Source organism: Aliamphritea hakodatensis (genome assembly GCF_024347195.1).
Taxonomy (GTDB): Bacteria; Pseudomonadota; Gammaproteobacteria; order Pseudomonadales; family Balneatricaceae; genus Amphritea; species Amphritea hakodatensis.
Window position 1 is genome coordinate 3,358,556 of record NZ_AP025281.1, and the last position, 22,877, is coordinate 3,381,432.

At 51.9% G+C, this 22,877-nt stretch carries 13 protein-coding genes; 2 read left to right on the forward strand and 11 right to left on the reverse strand.

Features of this window, described 5'->3' with window-relative positions:
* Positions 1-28 precede the first annotated feature (28 nt).
* Positions 29-967, forward strand: coding sequence for a hypothetical protein (locus PCI15_RS15530; protein WP_271270850.1), 939 nt, complete (start codon positions 29-31; stop codon positions 965-967).
* Positions 968-1,254: 287 nt separating this feature from the next.
* Here PCI15_RS15530 and PCI15_RS15535 read toward each other — a convergent pair whose 3' ends face one another.
* From PCI15_RS15535 to PCI15_RS15575, 9 genes are all read right to left on the reverse strand, one after another.
* Positions 1,255-1,701 carry an immunity protein YezG family protein gene (locus PCI15_RS15535; RefSeq protein ID WP_271270851.1) on the reverse strand — a complete coding sequence of 149 codons (447 nt, stop codon included), beginning with the start codon at positions 1,699-1,701 and terminating at the stop codon, positions 1,255-1,257.
* The gene (locus PCI15_RS15540; protein ID WP_271270852.1) at positions 1,702-10,707 is read right to left on the reverse strand and encodes a two-partner secretion domain-containing protein; all 9,006 of its coding nucleotides are present in this window, start codon (positions 10,705-10,707) and stop codon (positions 1,702-1,704) included.
* A gap of 32 nt (positions 10,708-10,739) precedes the next feature.
* On the reverse strand, positions 10,740-12,440 hold the full coding sequence (locus tag PCI15_RS15545) for a ShlB/FhaC/HecB family hemolysin secretion/activation protein (RefSeq protein WP_271270853.1): 1,701 nt from the start codon (positions 12,438-12,440) through the stop codon (positions 10,740-10,742).
* A 410-nt stretch (positions 12,441-12,850) separates the two neighbouring features.
* Positions 12,851-13,312: an outer membrane lipoprotein gene (locus PCI15_RS15550; protein ID WP_271270854.1), complete on the reverse strand. Its 462-nt coding sequence runs from the start codon at positions 13,310-13,312 to the stop codon at positions 12,851-12,853.
* Between the two features lie 121 nt (positions 13,313-13,433).
* Positions 13,434-15,218: an ABC transporter ATP-binding protein gene (locus tag PCI15_RS15555; RefSeq protein ID WP_271270855.1), complete on the reverse strand. Its 1,785-nt coding sequence runs from the start codon at positions 15,216-15,218 to the stop codon at positions 13,434-13,436.
* Positions 15,219-15,323: 105 nt separating this feature from the next.
* A complete protein-coding gene (locus PCI15_RS15560; protein WP_271270856.1) occupies positions 15,324-15,569 on the reverse strand; it encodes an HP1242/YdcH family protein in 246 nt (81 codons plus the stop codon).
* A gap of 168 nt (positions 15,570-15,737) precedes the next feature.
* A complete protein-coding gene (locus PCI15_RS15565) occupies positions 15,738-16,052 on the reverse strand; it encodes a BolA family protein (RefSeq protein ID WP_271270857.1) in 315 nt (104 codons plus the stop codon).
* 9 nt (positions 16,053-16,061) lie between these two features.
* A complete protein-coding gene (locus PCI15_RS15570) occupies positions 16,062-17,411 on the reverse strand; it encodes a DUF3422 family protein (RefSeq protein WP_271270858.1) in 1,350 nt (449 codons plus the stop codon).
* A gap of 93 nt (positions 17,412-17,504) precedes the next feature.
* Positions 17,505-17,861, reverse strand: coding sequence for a hypothetical protein (locus PCI15_RS15575; protein ID WP_271270859.1), 357 nt, complete (start codon positions 17,859-17,861; stop codon positions 17,505-17,507).
* A gap of 41 nt (positions 17,862-17,902) precedes the next feature.
* Between PCI15_RS15575 and PCI15_RS15580 the strand changes: the two genes are divergently transcribed.
* Entirely contained in the window at positions 17,903-18,649 is a 747-nt protein-coding gene (locus tag PCI15_RS15580) for a hypothetical protein (RefSeq protein WP_271270860.1), read from the forward strand.
* A gap of 29 nt (positions 18,650-18,678) precedes the next feature.
* Here the strand turns inward: PCI15_RS15580 and PCI15_RS15585 are convergent, their stop codons facing one another.
* Both PCI15_RS15585 and PCI15_RS15590 read right to left on the reverse strand, forming a co-directional pair.
* Positions 18,679-22,122: an SbcC/MukB-like Walker B domain-containing protein gene (locus tag PCI15_RS15585; protein WP_271270861.1), complete on the reverse strand. Its 3,444-nt coding sequence runs from the start codon at positions 22,120-22,122 to the stop codon at positions 18,679-18,681.
* Positions 22,119-22,877: a DUF4194 domain-containing protein gene (locus PCI15_RS15590; RefSeq protein ID WP_271270862.1), complete on the reverse strand. Its 759-nt coding sequence runs from the start codon at positions 22,875-22,877 to the stop codon at positions 22,119-22,121. The genes PCI15_RS15585 and PCI15_RS15590 overlap by 4 nt, the downstream gene beginning before the upstream one ends.

The following is a 22,877-nucleotide window of genomic DNA, read 5'->3' on the forward strand; positions in this document are numbered from 1 at the left end:
TTCTAGATAATAAAGGATGATTATCTACATGTTTATAAAAAGAAATTTATGTCTATTTACTATCCAACTAGCAATGACATTTATATCTCCATTATCTTCAGCAGATCAGTCAGATAAAAAAATCGGCTCTCTTTTATACCAATATCAAGAGTACAAGCTAGCGGCTGACACGCTTAAGAACTCCACTAACAAATTTGATCAACAACGATATATAAGTTTACTTTTATCTGGAAGACTTGGAGAAGTTAAGATTAAAGAAGCACGTGCTTTTTTTGAGAAATCTGACTTAAAAAACCAATATTCATCAAATTATTTTAATGCTTTAATAACTTACTTTGAAACAAAAAACACTAGCCTGTTAGATAATTTACCAAAAGCAATTTCACTAACTCGAATTGGAACATTTCTTGTAGCAAAACATCATATTAATAATTTAAGATATGATGATGCCTATAAAGAACTACAAAATAAAAATGATTGGACTATTTGGGAAATAGACTTCTTAAAAGCGCAATTAATTCTAGAAAAGAAAGTGCAAGATAAATATCACCATTCTGATTCTGGTATAACTTATTTAGTCAGCGCTTATATTATAAATAGTGGCCATCAATTCGACATTCCCTCTGACGCACCTACCCTTTTTCTGATGGAAATCCTGCAAGATGGTAAAACAATGCCTAAAGATAATATCACAGCAATGGCTATAGCACTGGCTTCACCAGCAAAATCACAAAAAGTAATAAATAGATTCAATAAAATATTATTAGATTCTACTTTATCAGATGTAGTAGAATCAAAAGCTGTAGCAATGGATATAATTAATCAAAGAAAAAATTATTTTACTAAATATGAAAACTTCTTACAACCATATTTATTAGATAAAATATATAGAATACAAGAAGGTCAAAAAAAAGGATTACCTATATCATATGATGCTTATGATACAAATAAGATAATTCATCAATAAACCATATTATTTTTAACAATAGTTTTCCAGAACTCAACTACGAATCGGAGTCGACAGGCTTGGGGCTTATTTCTTGCCTAACTCTATATAAGTAAGCAATAGCAAAAGGCAAGGCCTGACCCCGTTGTTTCGTGACCCCGTTGTTTCGATGAAACAACATCCGCCGATGAAAAGACAGGTGCGGTCTAATAACAACTTTAAAACAGACGGATGGTGTACAAAACATCAGGAACTTACTCACCCTGTTGACCGGAAACGGCTAATGGGTGACCCCTATATGCTGTGCATTACTTGTAGTTTGCTTCACGATCAGCAATGCATTTTTCCCAATCTTTTTGGGGAATATAATGCTCTTGGGCCTCCTCCCAACTCAAATCACTAACTCCTTTCATAAACAAACCTGGCCACGAATCTGCCTGAGGGATATAAGCGAAATCCATCTTAAATCTGCCTTCTTCAGTCAAGCTAGCCTTGAAGTGTGACCAAGGCTGCCGTTCATAAGGTGGAAGCTCTTGCAATTTAACTACAAGTTGATACACATCGGCACAAAAATCATCAGGATAATTTTCAAAATCAAATTGTCCCAAGGATCCATCATGATTTACCCATTCAGGTCCTATCTGATGCGTATCTGAATAAACCATACCTATGCAATAAATTAGCTGTGCGTTATCAGGCATAAGCGACCAAAGTGCTTTCCCTATCTCTTGATATATCTTTTGATCTTCTGTCATTTACTGACCTGTAGGAGTATTTTGTAAAACTTTGGGCGGTTGAGTTACACCGTTAATAGAGTATCTAACCGAAAAACTATCTGGTCGCGCACTATCGCCACTATAGGAAGGTTTAATATTAACCTTAACAGAACCACCGCCTTCTAAAACGCCTTTCCATTGTTGCTCCAACTTATACCATTCTCCGCCAGAGCCATTCAACTTTCCATCCATGGGAACTAGATTAACCCTTTCTCCTGGACCACCAAACATAGACGCGATCAAGTGACCGCCACAGTCATTAGGACCGCGACACTCACCACCAGAAATCCTCTGTTGATAGCGATTTCTATCCCAAGCGCCTAACTGCAAATCAGCTTCAACAGTGTCAACCCGCCCATTTGGATCAGTTTTATAGCTGTAACCATTGTCAAATTCATACTTAGTGTTGGGCTCAGGGTTATTGGCTATTTTATTCCAGTCACCTTTTGTGCCTCGTTCAAGATTAATTGTTGGCGTAGAGTCTATGCCGCTTCCATTGCCGAGATTTATATCACCGGTATTACTTCCTGCAGTATTGGTATTAGGATTTGACGGATTTGTATTTTGCAGATCACTGTCTAGCCCGTTACTCTCAGGACCTTTACCGATTTTCCTTACACTACTAACTCCGGCTTCTAATAGATTAGGCAGAGAGCGAACTGCCAAGACTAAGCCAGCAACCTCTCCAGTCTCTTGAGCTGACCGGTAAACTGCTTTTACTTCAGGGTCTTTAATTCGTGAAGCATCGACATAACTGATCGTAAGCCCGTCTAAAAAAGCCAGACCCTGAACACAGGTAGCCCCTTCACACTGGTTCACAACGCCAACAGCAACTTTTTGTCCACTTTCCAATGTGTACTTCGGCAATTGCCGATAGGCCATATTGATAAGCTGCTTTTTCCCTTCGACACCTAAGTTCTGATCATCATACGATCCAAGCGCTACCAGCATTCTGCCTGTTGCTGCTGAACAGTCAGAACTTGTTTGATCAGCACATGCCTGAGTAAACTCGACATCGGTTAACTTATCCAACGCATCAATTGCTGCCAGTTCTTCATTGATCGACTGACACTCAGCTCCCTGACAATTTGCTAACTGCTCGAATAGTTCATCTTTCCGCTCAGCCTGCTGATGACTCAGATAATTATTCACCGTCTGGTTAACGCTGTCGGCCGCACCAATGGCACCGCCGCCCACAGCGCCTACACTGCCGGCCACCAGGGTTAAAATACGCTCCCGGCTTTCGGTATCTAAGCCGTCGATGCCCTGCAGCTTGTTGCTTAACTCAGGAATGGTATAGGCGGTTGCCAGTGCCGTGGCGGCACCGCGCAGGTCGCCGGTTAACGCACCGGTAATGGTATGCAGGGCAACCCGGAAGGTGCCGGTTTCATCCCAGTCATCGTTAATGGCCTGAACCTGATCCCGCAGGGCCTGAGCCTGTTCCGGATCAGTTTCCTGTAGTTTTTCCGCCAGTTTTTTAAGCGCCTCTGCCGCCTGAACCTGCTGCTCTGCATAGTTCCCTACAACGGTCGCAATGCCACCAGCCAGCAGTTCCTCGGTGATGGTGACATCGAAGTTGCCCTGCTGACGCCGGATATCAACCAGTGATTTACCGGTGTTTGTCACGTCGCGGTTTAAGCGTTCGGTGCTGTCGGTGCCGTTGTCCTGATCATCACGGATGGTGATGTCGCCACTTCCCAGCGTGGCCAGCGTTTTGGTTTTTCGGTAGCCCGAGGTGTTTTCATACTCAACGCCGCCACTGTCGAAGGCGGTGTCGCCTTTTTCGGTGACATTGCCGTCTTTACCGGTGTTGCTCTCTGTCGCTACGTTCACGCCGGCAGTGATGCCTGCACTGCGTTGTGTGCTGTAGCTTCGGTTGGTCAGGTCTTCAAACCCAAAGCTCTGGGTGTTTAATTCCAGGTTGCCGGTATCGGCACCCTTTTCGTCAGTGGCGGCAATCACTGCGCCGTTTAACTGGGTATGGCCGGCAACGTCCACATTCACTTCGCCGCCGGTCAGGGATGATTCTACGGTTTGCCTGTTGGTGAACCGGCCGGAACCGGCATTTAAGCCGCCATTGGCGGCACTCAGTGAGCCTGTGGCATCACCGCCAAGGTATTTGCCCGGCTCGCTGGCGGTATCTGCCACTCTGTCGGCGAATTCCCCGGCGCTTTGTGCATAGCCTTCGCTCCCGGCTGTGCCACCGGTGCTGAAGCCGGCCTCGATGCCTAAGGATTTATTACTGCCTGAATTGCGGTTTTGCCTGGATTCAACCTGCAGGTCGCCGCCAACATCTACGTCTAAGACTTCATTGCCGCGGATATTGGCACCCTTGATGTTTGTATCTCCCCGGCTGTTGAGGGTGACCTGATCAGCGGTAATGGTGCTGTTTTCATAGGTGGTGCTTTTCTGATCGTCTTTACTGCGTGAATAACTGCCGCTGACCGCAACCCCGCCAGTTGCTGCACCGTGAAGGGTTTGCGAGATACTGGTGCTGAAAGATTCTTTACTGTTGTGCGCCCGACTGGTTGACTGGCTCGCCTCTGCATTGAGCTCGCCGGTGTTGATGGTAATGGTGTCGTTCGCGGCCAGATGGCTGCCGCGGATGGTGGTTTTGCTTTGCCCCTCTTCCGTCGACAGGCCGGTATTGATGGTGATGTTATCGCCGCTGAGGGTGCTGGCATTGGCCGTGCTTGTTTGCCGGTTACGCTCGCTTTTAGAGCCTTCTATATCCAACTGGAGACCGGCATCAAATCCCCATGTCACACGGCTGCGTGAGGCCGCATCGACCTGATACGCCAACGCGGTACCCTTGGTAGCCACATCCACGGAGGCCAGCGCAATGCCGGCGATGTACCAGTCTTTATCGGATTCCAGATCTTCGCTCAGGTCACGTACTTCAATGAGGTCATCGTATGAAACCCCCGGCACTTTATTGACGTAGTCCTGCTCTAACCCGGCCAGTTCTGCCTTTATGCGTGTGCGGTCTTTTTTGTACTGGCGGTAATCGCGTTTCGCCTGCTGTAACTTTTCTTTTGCCTTCTTCAGTGACTGCAGCGCTTTGACGATTTCGACCGATTTATGCTCAACAACCGCACTGACTTCGGCAATGGCGTGTACTTCCTGCCTGATGCTTGCCAGTGAATCCACGCTTTCATTGATGGTGATGTCGCCGTCACGCGCGGTGAGGTTTACATCGCCGGTTGCATCCGGTTCGCCCTGCCTTTCAACACCTGCGGCTAGATCACTGCCGGTGACCGTAATACTTTCGGCGCTGTCCAGATTAATGTTGCCGCCGGCCGTCAGGGTGCTGGCTTTCTGGCTAAGGTTTTTACCTTCGGTATCCACCTGATCGTAGGTGGCCTTTGCCAGCGACAGTTTCAGCTTGCCGTCGTCAACGGTGATGAGCTTGTGAGGCTCAGCCAGATTTTTGAGTGCATCAACAAAGCTGACGGTGATTTTTTTCGATTCAGAGGTGGACTGACCGGTTTCAACGGCGGAAAGGACTTCAACAGAGCCGACATCGGTGTTCACAGTGATATTGCCGTCGGCATTTATCTGCGAGCCGATGACGGTGGCACTGCCGGCATCGATGTCGACATCGCCGCGGGCGTCCAGCGTGGCGCTTTTAGCTGTATTAGTAACCTTGGTGGATTTCTCACTTTCCAGGCTGTAAAAACTGCCCCCGGTTAAGAAGCCGCCGGACACATCCCATTCTTGCGATTCGCTGCTTTCGTTCGCTGCCGTGATCAGTACGTTATCTGCCGCTTCGAGGTTAAGGTCTGCAGCGGATTCAAGGTCACTGGCGATGATGGTTACATCCGCGCCTGAGAGCAGGCTCAGGTCGTCCTGCCGGGTGGCCAGACGGTTCTGGCTGAGCAGTTCCCGGCGCTTAACGGAGCCGGATGATGAGCGGGTCAGGCCGAGGAGGCCCGACTTTTTGGTGGTTCTTTTCTCGTAGTCGATATTCTTGCGGGAGGTAAGCTCGATGCCCTCATCGGCATTAATGACCAGTTGGTCCTGCGCATTCAGATGGCTGCTGCTGACTGTTGTTTTACCGCTGTCGAGGCGGATGATTTCTCCCTCATCATTACGCTCGCTGTTGATCAGTATGTCGGCCCCGGCGTTCAGTTCAGTGCCTATGTGATCCAGTGAGTACTTTTCGCGGGTCGATACTTTTTTGCGGCCGAAGCTCTTCTTCGATTTGGAGTATGCGTACTGGTACCGCTCGCTGGCGGCGGAGGAGATCTCCAGATCTTCCCCGGCGGCGACCTCTATCGTGCCCTGTGCATTGACTTTGGCCGCCTGTAAGCGGGTATCTGCACCGGATTTCAGGCTGACATTGCCGGCATCCAGCGTGGTACTGACAACCGTGGTTGAGTCGCCTTTATACAGGTGGTTTGTATATTTGCTCTCTTGTTTGCTCTTGTTGAACGCATTGGTAACGGTGAGGTCGTTTTCAGCGGTAACCGCTAAGTCGCCCCCGCTCTGTTGCGCTAAGGCGGTCAGCTCAACATTGGTTGCGTTGAGGGTTGTGTCTCCGGTGCTTGTCAGGGTGCTGCGGGTATTGCCGCTCTGGCTGGACACCCGGGAGCCATCCCTGCCTACCCGGGCTTGTATTTCCCGGCCGGTTTTAACGGTATTAAACGTGATATCGCCAGTGGCGCGGAGATCCAGATCACCCTGCGCCTGAATGGTTGCGCCCTGATTAAGGATGTCACGCCCGGCATTCAGTGAGAGGTTTCCACCGGTGCTGGTGATCTTGCCGCGCTGGCTGATGGCGGTGCTTTGTTCTTTATAGCTGCCGGTGCTGTTGGCCGATTCAAAACGGCGCTCAACAGAGAGGGTTTCATTGTTAATGTCCCGGCCTGCAGATAAATCGACACGCTTACCGGTAACTGTTCCGCCCCGGTTGATGATATCGGTATCGGCAATAAGGCTAAGGCGCTCATCCGCAACTATCGAGCCGCCCTGGTTCTGCAGTGAGGTAACCTTCAGATCCACAGTGTTCGCTGTAATCAGGGCACCGCCGGTTGCCAGGTTCTGCGCAACTGTCGCCGGGGCGAGATACACATTCGGCACCAGAGCAGCAACCACTTCGCCGTTTGGCAGTGTTACCTGTTCTTCTTCAAGCCAGATGATGTCGCTGGTTAAGCGGGCCATCTGCTCTGCGGTTAAGGCAATTCCCGGCCTCAGGTTGTATTCAGTGGCGTAGTTAACACCTTCCTGCATTAAGGCCTGAAACATGGCGTCATCGGTCGGGTGTTCCCCGACAAAGCGCTTGCCGGTGAGGTTAACCAGCTGTTCGCGCAGCCGCTGCTGCTCATAGAAGCCGTCGCCTAAGCGTTTTTGGGTAACGCCGGGATCAAGCGCCACCCGGCTTAAGATGTAATCAGAGGAAAGCCACTGCTTTTTATCCGTAAAGCGCGGATCGGTTTCAATGACGTAGCCGGCAGGGGCTGTTGCGTCATAGGTAAACAGGCTGCTGTTTAGCGTTAACGGAGCCAGTGTCGGTGCTGTGTTTAAGGGGGCTAATGCCTGACCGGGTGCAGGCGCTTCGCCTACGATAATGACGCGGTCAGTCGGGTTAGCGACTCCGGCCCCCAGATCCTCATTGTTTACCTTTATGTCGGTTGTCGTTAACTTGCCGCCGCTACTGATAACAGACTTAATACTGTCGGCTTTTACAGTGCGTTCAGGGTTCACCCAGGCTTCTTTGGTGCCGTCAAAGGCCGTCGTCGTATTGTTAAAGGTATGTTGCTCAAAAAGGCTTTTTGCATGATTGGTCAGTTCAGCATCACTGCCGACACCGGTTATTGTTAAATCTCCTCTGGCGGAAAGGATTGAGAACTTATTATCCAGGCTCTTACCGATCGCTGCTGTCAGTTTGCCTCCGGCAACAACCAAGGCCTTAGCGCCTTGCTGGCTGGTATCCTGTATATCCCTTGTGATGCTGTGTACGGCTACGCGGCTCCTTTCCAGTTTCGGCTTCTTAGGCAAGACATGATGCATCGCATTTCTGGCGATGGTTGTTCTTGGATTCTCGTATTTATAAGGCTGGGTTAACCGTACGCAGTCGGTCGTGCAGTTACCGAAGGTATTCTGATATACGATTTCATCTTTTCGGGTACTAGCCTTTGTAGCTGAGTTATAGCCTCCCCAGATGTCCGGTGTGCTCACCTGATCAGGGTTCGCCTGCCCGATTGAGATACTGGTGAGGTATAAAACTTTTGTTGTGTCTTTCGCCTTCAGACGCTTACGAGTTTCACATCTTCCGTACGTGCAGCCAGTGGCCCGAAAGAAAACAGTGTCATTACTGCGCAACCTGACTTTTACTTTATAAACCTGTTCGCCGCTGGGGGTGTACAGGGTTTCCTTCTCAAGCAGATCGTGTGGATGTAACAGATAGGTTACATAAGGAGAATAATTTGAAGTCGTGGCGATTTTATTAACGCCTTTGTCTCCGTTTGAACCGTTCGTCAGCCATGAGGGGATGCGCATCTGGACGGTTTCGGTGGTGGTTTCTGTCGTTATTTCACTGTGGCCAAGACTTTCATTGAGGAGCTGATCAAGCTTAAAGCTGATATCCCCCAGCGCCTCGATGGTGGCCGACAGGTTCGTAAGCTGTTGCGCGGCAGTATCCTCACTGAGGTTGTCACTCACCTGGCCATCAACGGACAGATTTCCCTTGCTGTATATCAGGGCTTTTTCTTTGTTAATGAGGCTGTCGCTGACATGCAGGGAGAGTTTCTGGGTCGCGTCAGTGGCGGCGATCAGCGCATCAGCGCCCTGATTAAGAATGGTTTTAGCCGTCAGCGTTGCTGAACTGCCAATTATTTCGCCATCGTTATTGTTAATCGACTGACTGGCGTGAATGCTCAGATGTTGCTGGCTGCCGATGTCACCGGCATTGGTAACCGATCCGGTATCTGCGATCAGCGTTGCTGAGCCGCCTGTCATCCGGCCAGTGGGCTGATTATTTACCGCTGTATGCGCGCGAATATTGAGGTGCCGGGTGCTGCCAATGTCGCCGGCATTCGTGACCGGCCCGGTGTCTGCGGTCAGCGTTGCTGAGCCACCTGTCATCCAGCCACTGGGTTGATTATTGATGCCGGTATCAGCCTGAATATTCAGATGTTGGGTACTGCTGATTTCACCGGCGTTGGTAACCGATCCGGTATCTGCGGTCAGGGTTGCTGAATCGCCTGTCATCCGGCCATTAATCTGATTGGTAATCGATTGTTTGGCGTGAATATTCAGGTGTTTCAGGCTGCTGATTTCACCGGCGTTGGTGAGCGGCCCGGTGTCCGCTGTCAAGGTTGCTGAATCACCAATCATCCGGCCATCGGTCTGATTGGTAATTGATTGATTGGCGTAAATTTTCAGGTGTTGCTGGCTGCTGATATCACCGGCATTCGTGACCTGCCCGGTAGCCGCGGTCAGCGTTGCTGAATCGCCTGTCATCCGGCCATTTATCTGATTGCTAATCGATTGATTCGCGTGAATTTCCAGGTGTTGGTTACTGCTGATTTCACCGGCATTCGTAAGCGGTCCTGACTCCGCTGTCAGCGTTGCGGAATCAGCGGTTATCCGGCCATTGATCTGATTATTAATGCCGGTATCAGTATGAATATTCAGGTGTTGGGTACTGCTGATTTCACCGGAGTTGGTGACCGGGCCGGTATCCGCCGTCAGCGTTGCCGAATCGCCAATCATCCGGCCGCTGTTATTCTCAATCGACTGGTTAGCCTGAATATTCAGGTGTTGCTGACTGCTGATCTCTCCGGAGTTCGTGACCGAGCCGGTATCCGCTGTCAGCGTGGCTGAACCACCTATCATCCGGCCATTAACAAGATTATTTATCGACTGGCCGGCGCTGATGTCTAAATGTTGTTTACTGCTGATATCGCCGGAGTTAGTGACCGGTCCGGCCTCCACGGTCAGTGTTTTTTCAGCTGTAATAGAACCGGTATTCTTCAGCTCAGACGCGTCCAGCGTCAGATCACCCCCATTGATGATACTGCTGTTATCTAAGGTTCCGGCAATGTCCAGTTGCATACCGGCAGTACTGCTGAGGGTGCCGCTATTCATCAGCTGGCCGTCGCGGATCACAAGTTCACTGGCGGTGGCACCTATCTTGCCGGCGTTGCGAACCCCGACGCCGTCTTCGGTGCCTATCAGGGTGATTTTGCCTGCGTACATGCCGCCCAGCGCTTTAACATCCAGCGAAAACTGCGGTGCGGCTGTGGCGGTGGCTGTATCGCGCTGCACGCTGAGGTTGGCGGCATCTACGGTGTTGAGGCCCGTTGTTACACGCAACTCCTGCGCCCGCACATCGCCATTAATCTCAACGGCACGGCTTATAATGCTGGCATAGTCGGCATCTTCAGCATTGAAGCCATTCAGCTCAATACTGCCCTGCTCAACCTTATAGCCCTCTATTTGCCCGCCGTTAAAGCGCACTTCCCCGGTGGTCAGCGTGCCTTGCTGCGCATTGATAAAGCCGCAGTTTTTACAGCTTATGCCGGAAGGGTTAGCGACGATGACATCCGCGCGTTTGCCGGCGATCTCGATAAAGCCGTTAATATCGCTGCGCTTATTCGAGTTGATTTCGTTGAGAATGACACGGGCTTCGCCACCGGCCATTTCCGGGTTAGCGGTCACAAAACCACCCAACTGCGTGTTAACGTCAGTACGGCTGTTGTTCAGGATGACGCCGCGGGGATCGATATCAAAAGCGCTGTAGCTGTTATGAGACAGCCCGGCACTGTTTGGCGTCTTTATATTGACCTGAGGGACACCATTGGCCGCCTGTAATACCGCCGGTTGCTGAGCCCCCGGCGCAGAGGCATCGGCGCGAATATCTTCCGCGTAGACATGCAGGTTGCTGAATATCAGGCTGCCCGCCAATAGAAGGCTCAGCGCCTTATGCAGCGTTTTTTTGCCAGCTCTTGCGCTGCTGAAAGTAAATCCGTTACCCGTCATTTCCCGTTCCCTCCGGAATTACGCGCCCAATCTTAAAATTCCCAGTTCAGGGTAAAACCCACACTGGTTTCACGTGCCTGAAAGCCCTCGGGCTTATACAAAGGTGTGCCAATGAAAAACTGATAGCTGAACGCCTTGTGGCTTCCTTTAACGCCGACAGAGGCCCCTGCCAGTCTGGTTCCCAGCAGTTCGTCACTGCCCCGCCCGGATACTTCCCCCATATCCAGGCTGACAAACGCTTCCGCCGGTGTTTCCCCCAGGCGCATCGCCAGTTCGTTTTGCAGGAACCAGCCGCGGTCAGCGCTTAAGGTAACGGCACCGTCAAAGCCGCGAACGGTATAACGGTTACCGATCGTAAATCTGTCCTGTGAGGTTAACTTGCTGTCGGTCCACTGGGCCTGAAAGCTGCTGCCCCATCGCAGCGGCTGCTCACCCCACTGAAATGGCAAATTGGTATAGAGCGAGAAAAGCAGAATGTCACTAAGTGCGGTGGCGTCTCCGGTCGTTTCTTCCGGTGCCGGCTGAGCACCGAACCAGCGGTTGCCTTTGCGGAAGCTGATACGGGTGTCCAGTTGTAGCTGCTGACTGGCGACCGGTATTTGCTGACGGTGTATCAGACTGAGCTGTGCATAACTGGTATCACGGCGCTGTACCCCAACTTCGGTACCATTTACAAAGTTACGTGAAGCCCGCCGGGTCAGGCCGAGCCTTATACTGGTTTTAGCGGTGCCGGTACGGCGTATTACCCGGGTAACATCCACACTGTGCCGCGTGCTTTGCCCGGTATAGGCAACATTGCCGTTCAAACCCGCCACACTCTGCTCATAGTCATTACGTGAGCTGTTAAGATCGAATTGCCAGTAACCGATGGGAAGCGAGTAATGAACGCTGTAGTTGTCTGAGCCGGTGTCGCTGTCAGTATGTAAGTCACGCCCTTTGCTGATATAAAACACGTCACTCAGCTGCAGCGGGTTTTCTATAAATAAGGTGGCATTGCCCTGATACTTGCCGGTATTGTCTGCGCCGCTGTCATTCGCCGACAGAATCAGCCGCCACATTTTCTCCTGCTGCCATTTCACCCTGATATCACTGACACCCACGTCTTCAGTTGGATGCAACGAAAAACTGGCAGTGGCAGCGCTCAGGCGGTGTAAGTTTTCCAGCGCCTGCTCCAGCGCTCTGATATCCAGGTAATCGCCCTTATTTAAAGGCACGACTGTATTCAGATTAATATCACCCTCAGGGGCGGATGGGTCGCGGCCAATATTCCCTGCCTTGCCGGCAACAATCTGCAAAGTGAGTGTGCCGGCATTTAAATCCTGTGGGGGTGCTACCACGCGCGTTGTCACAAGCCCCTGTTCTATATAGTGGTTTTGCAGTTTATTCATGAGGCTTTTGATCGCCTGCGGCCCCAGACAATCCGTGTTGTGCCGGGCAAGTATGGCGGTGATCGCTGAACGGTCGGTCAGTGACTCATCTCCCTTAAGGACAACGTCTTCAATTGGGAAACATTGTTCATCGCTGATACTTTGCGGCAGATCGGCTTGCGGAACAGATAGGTGAATACTGTCTGATGAGGGCTGTAACTGACGTTGCAAGGCTTCCTGTTGTTGCTCAGCACGCTGCAGCTGGTCCTCAGCGATGACTGACGGTTCCGGGGCAGCCAAAGCCTGAAAAGCAAATATCAGTACGCTGCAAAACAGGGCTGCTTGCCCTGACTGGGGTAAATCCATGACAAATTCCGTTTCATCACTCGTGACAGGTGGTTAATTCAGCACTGCATTTTGTTGAGCCCTTGTTGTCCACATGCCTGATTCCTTTCATGCAAAAGACTTAAAACGGCTATTCGCAGCACCTGCTCCGGGCGAACTGTGTTTGCAATGGTGAATAGCATTGCCAGCTTGCGGCCATATTGAAAGATAAAACCTTCATTAGTATAAAGAAGGTACTTAGCCGGAGCTGACCTGTTGATTAGTGGTAGCTGTGCCTGAGTGGCAGGCAGCATTTTTCTGAAGACAAAGACTACCGGCCTGAAAGATTTCCGGCCTGAACAGCTGTGGGCAAAACCCGATACCAGCCCGGTCAGCAGACACAAAAAAGCCTGCTTTAAGCAGGCTTTTTGGGTTTTAAAAGGTTACCGCGGTTAGCGAACAACCCTTGCTGTTCCGCCCTGACCCAGTACCCGGACCCGGTCACCGGCCTGGAAGATGCCGTTGCCGCTGACTTCCTGAACCACTGAAATAATCCGGCGGCTTTCCAGTTCAACGGTAATTTCCTGCCCCTGTTTACGGGTCAGTTTTTCTTCGGCCTGCTGGCCTACCACACCACCCGCAACCGCACCCAGCACGGTGGCGATGGTCCGGCCGGAGCCGCCGCCGATCTTACTGCCGCCAATCCCGCCGATCACAGCACCGGCACCGGCACCCAGCGGGCTGTTGGTGCGGCCTTCAATGACAACCGGTGTTACGGAAAGCACCTGGCCATACTGGACCTGCTGAACTTTCCGCGCTTCGCTACGCGAGTAAGTATCCCCGGTCAGTGAAGATGCACAGCCCTGCAACATTAAGGATGATGCCAGCACTGTCGCCACTAAAATCTTATTCATAACTTACCTCGCATCCCAATGCATTGATCGGGGTTGCCTCCAAATAACTGATCCTGCCAATGTAGCAAAATCTTGCTTAACCTGTTTTTAACTGTTTTAACGTGCTTATCGCCCTTCAGGTTCAGTGCTGATGCTGCCCGTACAGTTTAGCGTACAGTCCGTCCTGTTGTAGCAGGTCCTGATGTTCGCCCTGTTCACTGATCTGGCCGTCTTCGAAGACATAGACCCGGTCAGCCTGCTTCACCGCACTTAACCGGTGCGCCACGATAATTGTTGTTCTGCCGGCCAGAAAGGTTTCCAGCGCCGAGAGTACTTCAAATTCAGTTTGCGCATCCAGCGCCGATGTTGCTTCATCCAGAATGACCACTTTTGGATCGGATAACACCATCCGGGCAATTGCCAGACGCTGCCGCTGACCGCCGGATAACCGGACGCCCTGACGCCCCACCAGCGCATCCAGTTTGCCGTCAAGTTCTTCAACAAAAGGCTTCAGCTGCGCGATGTCCAGCGCCTGCCAGAGCTTATCATCATCGAAGCGACGGCCCAGTGTGAGGTTGCCTCTGACGGTATCGTTAAACAACATAGGCTGCTGTAACACTGTGACAACATTTTCACGAATAAGATCAAATCCGATCTCTTCTACCGGCACGCCATCGTAACGGATTGCACCGCTGCGAATCGGATACAGCCCCAGCAGAATCTGCACCAGGGTCGACTTACCGCCACCACTGGCCCCGACCAAGGCAATTTTCTGGCCGGGCTCAATGGTTAAGCTCAGCCCTTTAAGGACTTCCTGCTCCGGCAGATAACCAAAGTGAATGTTATCCACCGCGATGCCGATGGATTCCCGCTGACTGAACGGGTTTTCCAGATGGGGGTAGTCCGGTTCTTCTTCCAGATTCTGCAGTTCATTGATGCGGGATAAGGCCGCATTGGCGCTGTAGTAGGCATACTGAATGCCCAACAGTTCCTGCACCGGCCCCATCATGAACCACAGGTAACCAAACACGGCCATCATTTCGCCGATACTCAGGTCGGAGAACACCACCATCAGCATGGACAGGGCACGGAATAAATCGAACCCCACCAGGAACACCATAAAGCTGAACCGGCCAGCCGCCTCGCTGCGCCAGCCAAAGGCAACGGAACGGTCCCGGACCTCGGCGGCCTGATCCTGTAAGCGCTGCAGATAATGTTTTTCACGGTTGGCAGCACGGATCTGGTAAATCCCTTCCAGGACTTCAATCAGGGAACTCTGAAATGCTCCGTAGGCGGCGTTTTCATCCTTCTTCAGTTCTTTAACCCGTTTGCCCAGCACCATGGTGAAGTACACAACGATAGGATTCAGCAGCAGAATAAACAGTGCCAGTTGCCAGTGCATCCACAGCAGCACCACTGCGGTGCCGGCAATGGTCAGCCCTGCCAGCAGCAGCTTGCTCAGAGACGTACCGACAAACTGATCAATGGTATCCAGATCTACCACAAAGTGATTGCTGACTTTACCGCTGCCCAGGGTTTCGTATTTCGCCATGGAGATACGTTTAAGTTTTTGCAGCAGCCCCTGCCGGATACGGAACACCACTTCTTTGGAAATGTGGGTAAACTGCCTGCCCTGCCAGACGTTCAGCACCAGCGCGATACAGCGCAGGATGATGGTCAGCACCAGTATCGCGGTGATGTAGAGTATTGCCCCCTGCCAGGATGCAGGGAACAGTTGCTGACAGATTTCCACCAGGGTTGCCGGCTGCCCCAGCAAGACTTCATCGACCAGTAATGGCATCAGCAGGGGTAAAGGTACGCTGGCAATGGTGGCCACCAGCGCAATCAGATTAGCCTTTATCAGTTCCGGCTTATATTCACGGGCGATGGAAAAAATGTAGCGCCAGTTGTAACCGCTTGAATGCATTAATAATCCTACAAAAAAATATAACCGTTACTGACACTATAAATATAAAAAAACCCGCAATAAAGCGGGTTTGATAACGAAATCAGAATTCGGCGTATTTGGTTATCAGGCCGGCTCAGCCGTCAGCATCGCAAACAGCTGATCTTTCAGGTGCAGACGTTTGGCTTTACGGGCATTTTCTGTGTCGCTACAGACCGGCTCAGTGAGTGTCTCCATACGTTCCACCTCCTTGGTGACGTCATGATACTCATCAAACAGCCGTGAAAAGTGTGCGTTTGATATCTTTAAATCGTGGATACGCTGGCGATATTCCGGCAGTTCGTGGATCAGATCGTGGTGCTCAATGCTCATCTTCGTTCCCTTAACAGATGCTTTTGATGACTTAACTATCGCGCTGCCGGTAAAGAAAAACATTGATGTTCATCAACAATAGATGCACCTTTTCTTATCAATCTCTAAGTAAGAACTGAGACACAAAAAAAGCGCTGTGGCCGGGGCCGGAGCGCTTGTTTCTGAGGCTTACTTAGAGCCGCCCATGCAGTTAGGAGACAATGGAATCTCACCGTTTTTATCAGTCCATTCCTGTCGGGTATACAGATGCATGGAGAATGCATGGATCGGATTGTTCATCAGGCTGTCCACTGCTTTATAGACCGCCTGATGACGGGCAACCAGTCGTTTGCCGGTAAAGTCGTCAGAGACGATTGCCACTTTAAAATGGCTGTCGGTTGCCGGGCCGCTGTGCATGTGGCTTTCATTTTCAATATACAGCTGGTCCACAGCCAGTGAATCACGCAGCATGGACTCAATCTGTGCAGCAATTGTTTGTGTCATTTCACACCTTTACCCATGACCTGACCGGGAATCCGGATCATCAGCCAGTTTATTAAATTTCGAATGAATACGCCGGGTCAGCCAGGCAACCACAATGATCACCAGCGGCATGGAGATCCCCAGCGCCAGACTTTTATCGAATGAGATGCCCTGATCGTAGAGCACCCCAAGAAATATTTTCACCAGCCCGATGGTGTAATAACTGATCGCCGCAACCGATAACCCTTCTACGGTGTGTTGCATCATCAGCTGGATTTTTGAGCGCCGGTCCATGGAGCTGAGCAGTTCCTGATTCTGCCCCTGAATCGACAGATCCACCTGGGTACGCAGCATATCACTGACCCGGTCGATCCGGCGGGACAAGTCTTCCAGACGGGCGGCGACCGATTCACAGGTTTTAACCGCAGGGCCAACCCGCCGGCCGATGAATTCCTGCAAGGTCAGGTGGCCGGACACTTCGTCTTCCCGCAGTTCATCAATGTTATTAAACATGATGGCCTGATAAGCCAGGGTGGCATTAAAGCGGAAAGTAGACTGCGCCCGGTAGGCTTCAACCTGCGAGGCAATGTCCGTCAGCCGGCCAAGCAAATGCTGGGCATCTTCAAAACCTTCCTGCTGCTCCCCCTGCGCCAGGGTCTGGGTCAGCTCTGCCAGCTGCAAATCCATCTGCCGCAGTTGCGGGCTGATTGAACGGGCCAGCGGCAGGCCAAGAAGGGTCATTAAACGGTAGGTTTCAATTTCCACCAGACGCTGTACCAGACGGCCTAACTGGCTGGCACTCATCTCCCGGTTATAGACCAGAAAACGGCCGTAACCGTCATCGTGCAGCTGATAGGTGGTCCAGACCTGTACCGCCCCCTGTGAGGGCTGGCTGCCAATCAGACGCATGTCGTCGAAGTATTGCTTAACCTGCGGAATATCCGGTTCGCCGGATTCCGCTACATCCAGTACGGTGACGTGAAAGGCGGTAATGATCTGCCCTTCCAGCCCGGCCAGCCAGGCTTCCGGTAAGCCACCCACACAACTGTGGGCAAAGGGTGCTTCGGCATCATCACAACGGCTGGTAAAGGTGTAGGCTATAAACTCAAGGTGCTTTTCACGGCGCATTTGCAAGCCGTTCAGGTCCATCTGAAAAAAAGCGACGTCCTGATCCGGTGGCGCAACCCCGTAGTTTTCACACAGGCTGAGTAAATGCTGATACTGGGATTTTTTCTGCGACTCGTCGCACATGATCACCAGATGGCTGATCCGTGCCGGTGCATCTATCACCCGGAAAGGCCGGGAATGCATTTCGGCATACAGCTCTTCCCGTAACGGGTGCTCGGATAAACTGTCTTTGGCAGAAAATTGCATGGTCATAGGGAATATTAACTCGCTACTGGCGTGTGCCTGCATCTTACCTGAGCCGCCGCCCCGGAAAAAGCCAGACAGGTCAGTATCAGCTGTGCAGAATCAGTCGGTTAAGGGGGCCAGCATCAGCGGCTGGGCGGACAAGTCCACCGCAATCACCTGTGGCGTCACATCGAACCATTCCTGAAACACGCTGAAACTGCGGTCGGACGGCCAGTCATCGCCAAATTCATCCCAGGCCGCCAGTTCATTGTCAAACATCGCCGCAAAATGCTGTTGCAGCAGCCGGGTGATATCGGTCTCCTCCTGAAACTCATCCACCATGTACACACTGGCTTCACGGCGATGGTCTTCCAGGCTCATCGGCGCATTCAGCTCATCCGCAGCCAGCGTGTTTGCCCAGTCAGCGAAGGGCTGTTTCGGCAACAATGAAAACGCCGAACGATTTATTAATTTCATAGAGTCTCCAACTTGGTATACTGCGGTGATAATACTGTCGTTTGAATATCCCGCTATCAATGAATATCCGCCACCTGCCTCATCTGAATGACCGCGATGCCTGGATCAGCTTTTGCCAGCGGGAACAGCCGTATTGCTTTATTGCGTCTCCGGAAGCCTTGGTGGACTTTCAGACCACTTACCTGCTGATCACCCTGCTGGAAGGCAAAACCCGCAACGGTAAAGCTGCCCTGAAGTACAGCATAGGTTCCAGAACATCAATGGAGCCTGCCTGGCGGTTTATCAAGGCCTGTGATTTCGATCTGCAGCTGATGATCGACGGGCTGAATCAGGTGGATTTCGACGGCAACGTTCGGGATAACTCGCTGCTTAAGGCCCACTCTGATCTGACCGTGAGAAAATTCTTCTCTAAAGATAAGAATATTGTCTCACCTTCCCATATGGGCCTGCTCAGCCCGATGCAACACTTACCCGAGGTCTGGAATATAGCCGGCGTCTGTCGCCTGCTTGCCAATCAGCAGTTCAGCCATCTGGATAATCAGCAACTGGCGCTGCCCGGTAATCTTCAGACAAGCAGTGAAGCGGTTATCAGCCCAAAAACCTTGTTACTGACCCTGCTGGATGCCCCCCACGAATGGCAGGTGCGCCCGGTCAGCCACGCTAACACGCCTTTTCATCTGCGAATTTATGAGAAAGGCCAGCCCCGCTACAGCTTGCGGCCAAACCTGAGCCGGCCGGAACCCAGAATGCACCAGAGGGGTTCCCACTGGCACAATCTGGATCGCTGATCCGGTTACTGCTTTGCGGCTGCCGGAACCTAGGCAGGTTCCAGCTCACCAACGTCTTCAGATTCCGCCGTATTCCTGGCTGCCAGACGGAACGGGTTATCTGAGTTAAGCAGCTCCTTGCCTTTCGGGGTCGGGAATTCAACGTCGATATCCACCACCCGACCATCACGGCATACGTTGATAACCGTATCCATGGTGGTCGCCATCAGCGAGTACTTATCATCCGGCGCGGCAATCAGGGTTTGCAGACCCAGATCGCTCATGAAGCCCAGTGATGTCTGGGTGTTCTCAGCATCCAGCTTGTTGAATGCTTCATCGAATACCGACAGGCTGAAGCCGCCCAGCGTCACGCCATCCGCACTGTCACGCAGACGGTAGGTAGCACCCATCGCGGCGGCAATGGCCACGTAGAACGGTACCTGGTGCTCACCACCGGAACCTGTCTTGATCCGCTGACTCAGGGTGGTCTTGCGGTTGCCGTCCAGATCTTTGATCACCAGTTCGAAGTTGTAGAAGTTACGGTAATCCTGCAGCAGGCTGCTTTCACCTTCGTCTTTCAGTACTTCGTGGATCTTCGCCAGCGCATCCTGATGCGGTTTGTCCTGATCATGCTGCAGATCAAACAGGCTACCAACATTGGCCTGATCCATCTTAGTGTACGCCTCCACCAGCTCCAGAATGTCTTTCAGTTCCGGGTTCGGTGTCATTTCAAAGCCGTAACGCTCTTTATGGAACGGACGGTTCTTCAGGTGGGCGTTCAGTTCGCGGATCAGTTCTTTGATCTTGTCGATCTGATCTTTCAGGTGAGCCACGAAGTCGGAACGGAATGAGGTTTCCGCTTCCAGACGGGCCCGTTCAGCTTTCTCGGTGTATTCCGCCAGTTCACTGTCACGCAGGGACTGAATGGTATCGTTGACGAAACGCTCCAGCTGTTCGTGAGTGGAGTCCGGGGTAACTTTATCCAGTTCCTGATGGCTCAGGCCGGAACCGTGGTAACGGGCCTTGTACTGAGCCACACCGTCACGGACGGAATTCTTTTTCTTCTCGATCAGACCCAGTTCAGACTGGGCCTTTTTGGCCGATTCAAAGATGATCCGGTCCAGATCACCGGAGCAGGATTCATCCATGTAGTCACGTTTTTCCTGCGCGGACTGTGCATCAAAATTCGCATCATCTTCACACTTGCCCCGTGCAGCCGCATGTTCTACCAGTTCTTTATCCAGCAGTTCCAGCGAGGCGTTATCTTTAATCAGGCTGGTACGGGTGGTCTGCAGTTTATCCATCAGCTTCTTCTGCTGATCCTGTGCCTGCTTCTGTGCGTCTACCAGATCAGAGATGCGCTGCTGTACACCGCTGTCGTCCTGGTTACGCAGGTCGGTAATGCCCTGACGGTAACCGTCAATTTCGCTGTGCAGCATGTCACGCTGGTTGGCCAGATCGAAAACCCGCTCGCCGACACCGGTCAGCCCGGTGGTCATGCGGACCAGATTTTCTTTGAGGTTATCCAGATCTTCATGGTCTTTGTTCAGCACGCTGAACTCAGCCATCATTTCATCGACCTGACGGCCCTGCTGCTGCAGCTGATGCTGACGGCGGCCACCGCCGCTGCCCAGCATTGGTGTTTCTTCACGGATGGCGGTAGTGGTACCTTCGGTCTGCAACATGCAGTCGTAGGTCAGTGCCCGTTCCTGACGGATCAGTTCCGCTTCGGTTTCCACCGCGATCACAGCACCCAGCGCCCGGTTCATATAGGCTTTGGCATCGTCGGTCTGGCAATCCACAAATTCCGCCAGTGAGTTTGGCTTGCTGCGGTTCAGCCATTCGTGGCTCTTGGTGGTGTTAACGATCCGGCAGCCTTTCAGATGGCGGCCTTTACGGCGGTAAAGCGTAATCGCTTCTTTCACCCGGTCAGGATCAACGATCAGGGCTTCACGGCGTGCGCCCAGGAAACTCTCGATAGCAATGCGCCATTTCTCATCGTTGATGTCCACCAGCTCACAGATCGGGGTGGACTGAATGCCATAATCGTTCAGCAGCTGCATCAGCTCGCGGGTATTGCGACGTAATGGCGCGTGACCTTCTTTCAGCTGTTCAACGGCACTGCGCTGGTTCTGAATCTCGGTACGCAGTTCATTCATGCGAATCACCGAGGCTTCAAACCGGCGGGAAATTTCACGGCGTACTTCGTCGATGCTGCCCTTGAGCTTCTCAAGGTTGTTATCCACGTTCACCGGTTCCAGCGGCCAGGCTTCCGCCATCATGTCTTCGCCGGAGCGCCACAGGGCAACCGACTCCTGAACCACAGGAATAAAGCTTGAAGGCAGGAACTGCTGGAAGTTAGAGAAGGTAACGGTTGAGCGCAGCAGGCTGTAGACGTTCTGGATCTTCTCTTTGACCACATTCAGCTCGTGCTGCTTGGCATCAATGGAGTTTTCCAGTGCTTTAACCTTGTGGGCGCTGTCGGTGTTATTCAGTTCCGCGCGTGCTTCCGCCAGATTCTGCATTACCGTATTCAGCTGTTCGCTGTTGGCTTCCAGATCTGTCTGTAACTGGGTTTCTTTTTCCTGATTGGCTTCCAGACGGTCCTGGGCACCTTCCTTTTTCAAGTCGGCGTGTTCAAAACGGGTCTCATGCACCACCCACTCGTATTCCGCCGAGTTCTTAACGTTGCGGTGAATGCCTTTGCACTGCTCCTGAACCTTCTCCAGTTCGCCAATGCGGTTGGCTACTTCACGGGTCTTCTGTTCCATCACCCGGTATTCATCCAGGGATTTTCGGAACGCGCCGACGTGGACGATGTTTTCATCCAGCACGAATTCACGGATAAAACGGGTCGGACTGTTGATCGGCACAAATTTCAGCGCGTTACGGAAGTTCTTCACAAACTTCTCGTCGTCGTTCGGCATTTGCGGGTCGTAGCTGAGTTCGGTGACCAGCTCACGGATAAAGCGGCTGGCACGTTTTTCCAGCTTCATGTCCGGGCACTGTTTCAGCAGGCTCTCACGCACTTCCGGCCATTCTTTCGGCAGCCGGCCGCCGTCTTTTTTGTCGGTAAAATCTTCCAGGCTGACGGAAAAATCAGGCAGGATAAAACGGCCCAGAATTTCTTCTTCCGGCGATGACAGCGAGGCACTGATGGCCAGACCGACACAGGTTTCCTTGCCGGTTTCGGTATCGTAGAAGCTCAGCGCCAGATAGCTGATGGAATCCTGACGGGCATTGTCTTTCTTACCCGAGTCATCCATAAAGCCCAGGCAGTAGGTTCGCAGGCTACGCTCACTCTTGTCACCGGCGCTGGCGTTAAAGCTCAGGTAACGCTTGTTACCGCCCATCAGTACGGTTTGAATGGCATCCAGCAGGGATGACTTACCGGAACCGTTTGGCCCGACGACCGCGACGTTGCCTTTAATCGGTACCTCTACGGCACCCAGAACATACCAGTTAACCAGTACGATGCGATTTAACTGTTTCATTGTACCGGCTCCTCCGGGGTTACCTCTTCAGTAAGCGTGTTCGCCTGTACATCTGACGGCGCTGCTTCTGTGGTCTGTTCCGCTTCATCGGATGCTGCAGGCGTCTCTTCTGCCGGCTGATCTTCCGCCGGAGCGTCAGTGCTCTCTGCCGCCTCAGCTGCAGGAGTTTGTTCGGCATCTTCACACAGGGCTTCAAGCTGGCCGATAAAGTCTTCCACCACCACCTGACGGATCGTCGGGTTAATGGTCAGCGGAATGTTTTTCGGGTCTGTTTCGTGGGGCTTGCCCCGCTCAATAACACCGTGGCGGCTGAACAGCGACAGGATTTCCTTTAAGCGGGTTTCGTTCGGGATGTCTTTGCCGGTGAGGTTTTCATAGACCGTCAGCAAATCATTCGAGGTAATGTAGGCACGCCCGCCTTCAACTTCAAAGGCTTCCAGTTTTTCTTCATATTGCTGGCGCAGGCACAGCAGGAAGAATGATTCATCCAGTTTCAGGCGCATAAAACGTTCATCGCCCTGAGGCAGAATCCCCAGAAAGGCTTCGTCCGGCTGGTACACAAACGACCAGCCCAGTGCGGCAAACAGGTTGGTAAAATAATCCACATGCGACGCTACCAGAAAGTAACTGTCACGGTGGCCTGAACGCTCAGCGTATAAAAACTGATTCACCAGCAGCAGATTGGCAGCATGCACGAAGCCTTCTTCCTGATACTGATCGCTGCGGGCTATGATTTTCTGCAGATCACCTAACAT

Coding starts and splice junctions, on each gene's coding strand:
- PCI15_RS15555 (WP_271270855.1), bottom strand. CDS start 15,218: ATGCATTCAAGCGGTTACAACTGGCGCTACATTTTTTCCATCGCCCGT.
- PCI15_RS15530 (WP_271270850.1), top strand. CDS start 29: ATGTTTATAAAAAGAAATTTATGTCTATTTACTATCCAACTAGCAATG.
- PCI15_RS15585 (WP_271270861.1), bottom strand. CDS start 22,122: ATGAAACAGTTAAATCGCATCGTACTGGTTAACTGGTATGTTCTGGGT.
- PCI15_RS15575 (WP_271270859.1), bottom strand. CDS start 17,861: ATGAAATTAATAAATCGTTCGGCGTTTTCATTGTTGCCGAAACAGCCC.
- PCI15_RS15545 (WP_271270853.1), bottom strand. CDS start 12,440: ATGGATTTACCCCAGTCAGGGCAAGCAGCCCTGTTTTGCAGCGTACTG.
- PCI15_RS15535 (WP_271270851.1), bottom strand. CDS start 1,701: ATGACAGAAGATCAAAAGATATATCAAGAGATAGGGAAAGCACTTTGG.
- PCI15_RS15550 (WP_271270854.1), bottom strand. CDS start 13,312: ATGAATAAGATTTTAGTGGCGACAGTGCTGGCATCATCCTTAATGTTG.
- PCI15_RS15560 (WP_271270856.1), bottom strand. CDS start 15,569: ATGAGCATTGAGCACCACGATCTGATCCACGAACTGCCGGAATATCGC.
- PCI15_RS15590 (WP_271270862.1), bottom strand. CDS start 22,877: ATGTTAGGTGATCTGCAGAAAATCATAGCCCGCAGCGATCAGTATCAG.
- PCI15_RS15570 (WP_271270858.1), bottom strand. CDS start 17,411: ATGACCATGCAATTTTCTGCCAAAGACAGTTTATCCGAGCACCCGTTA.
- PCI15_RS15565 (WP_271270857.1), bottom strand. CDS start 16,052: ATGACACAAACAATTGCTGCACAGATTGAGTCCATGCTGCGTGATTCA.
- PCI15_RS15540 (WP_271270852.1), bottom strand. CDS start 10,707: ATGACGGGTAACGGATTTACTTTCAGCAGCGCAAGAGCTGGCAAAAAA.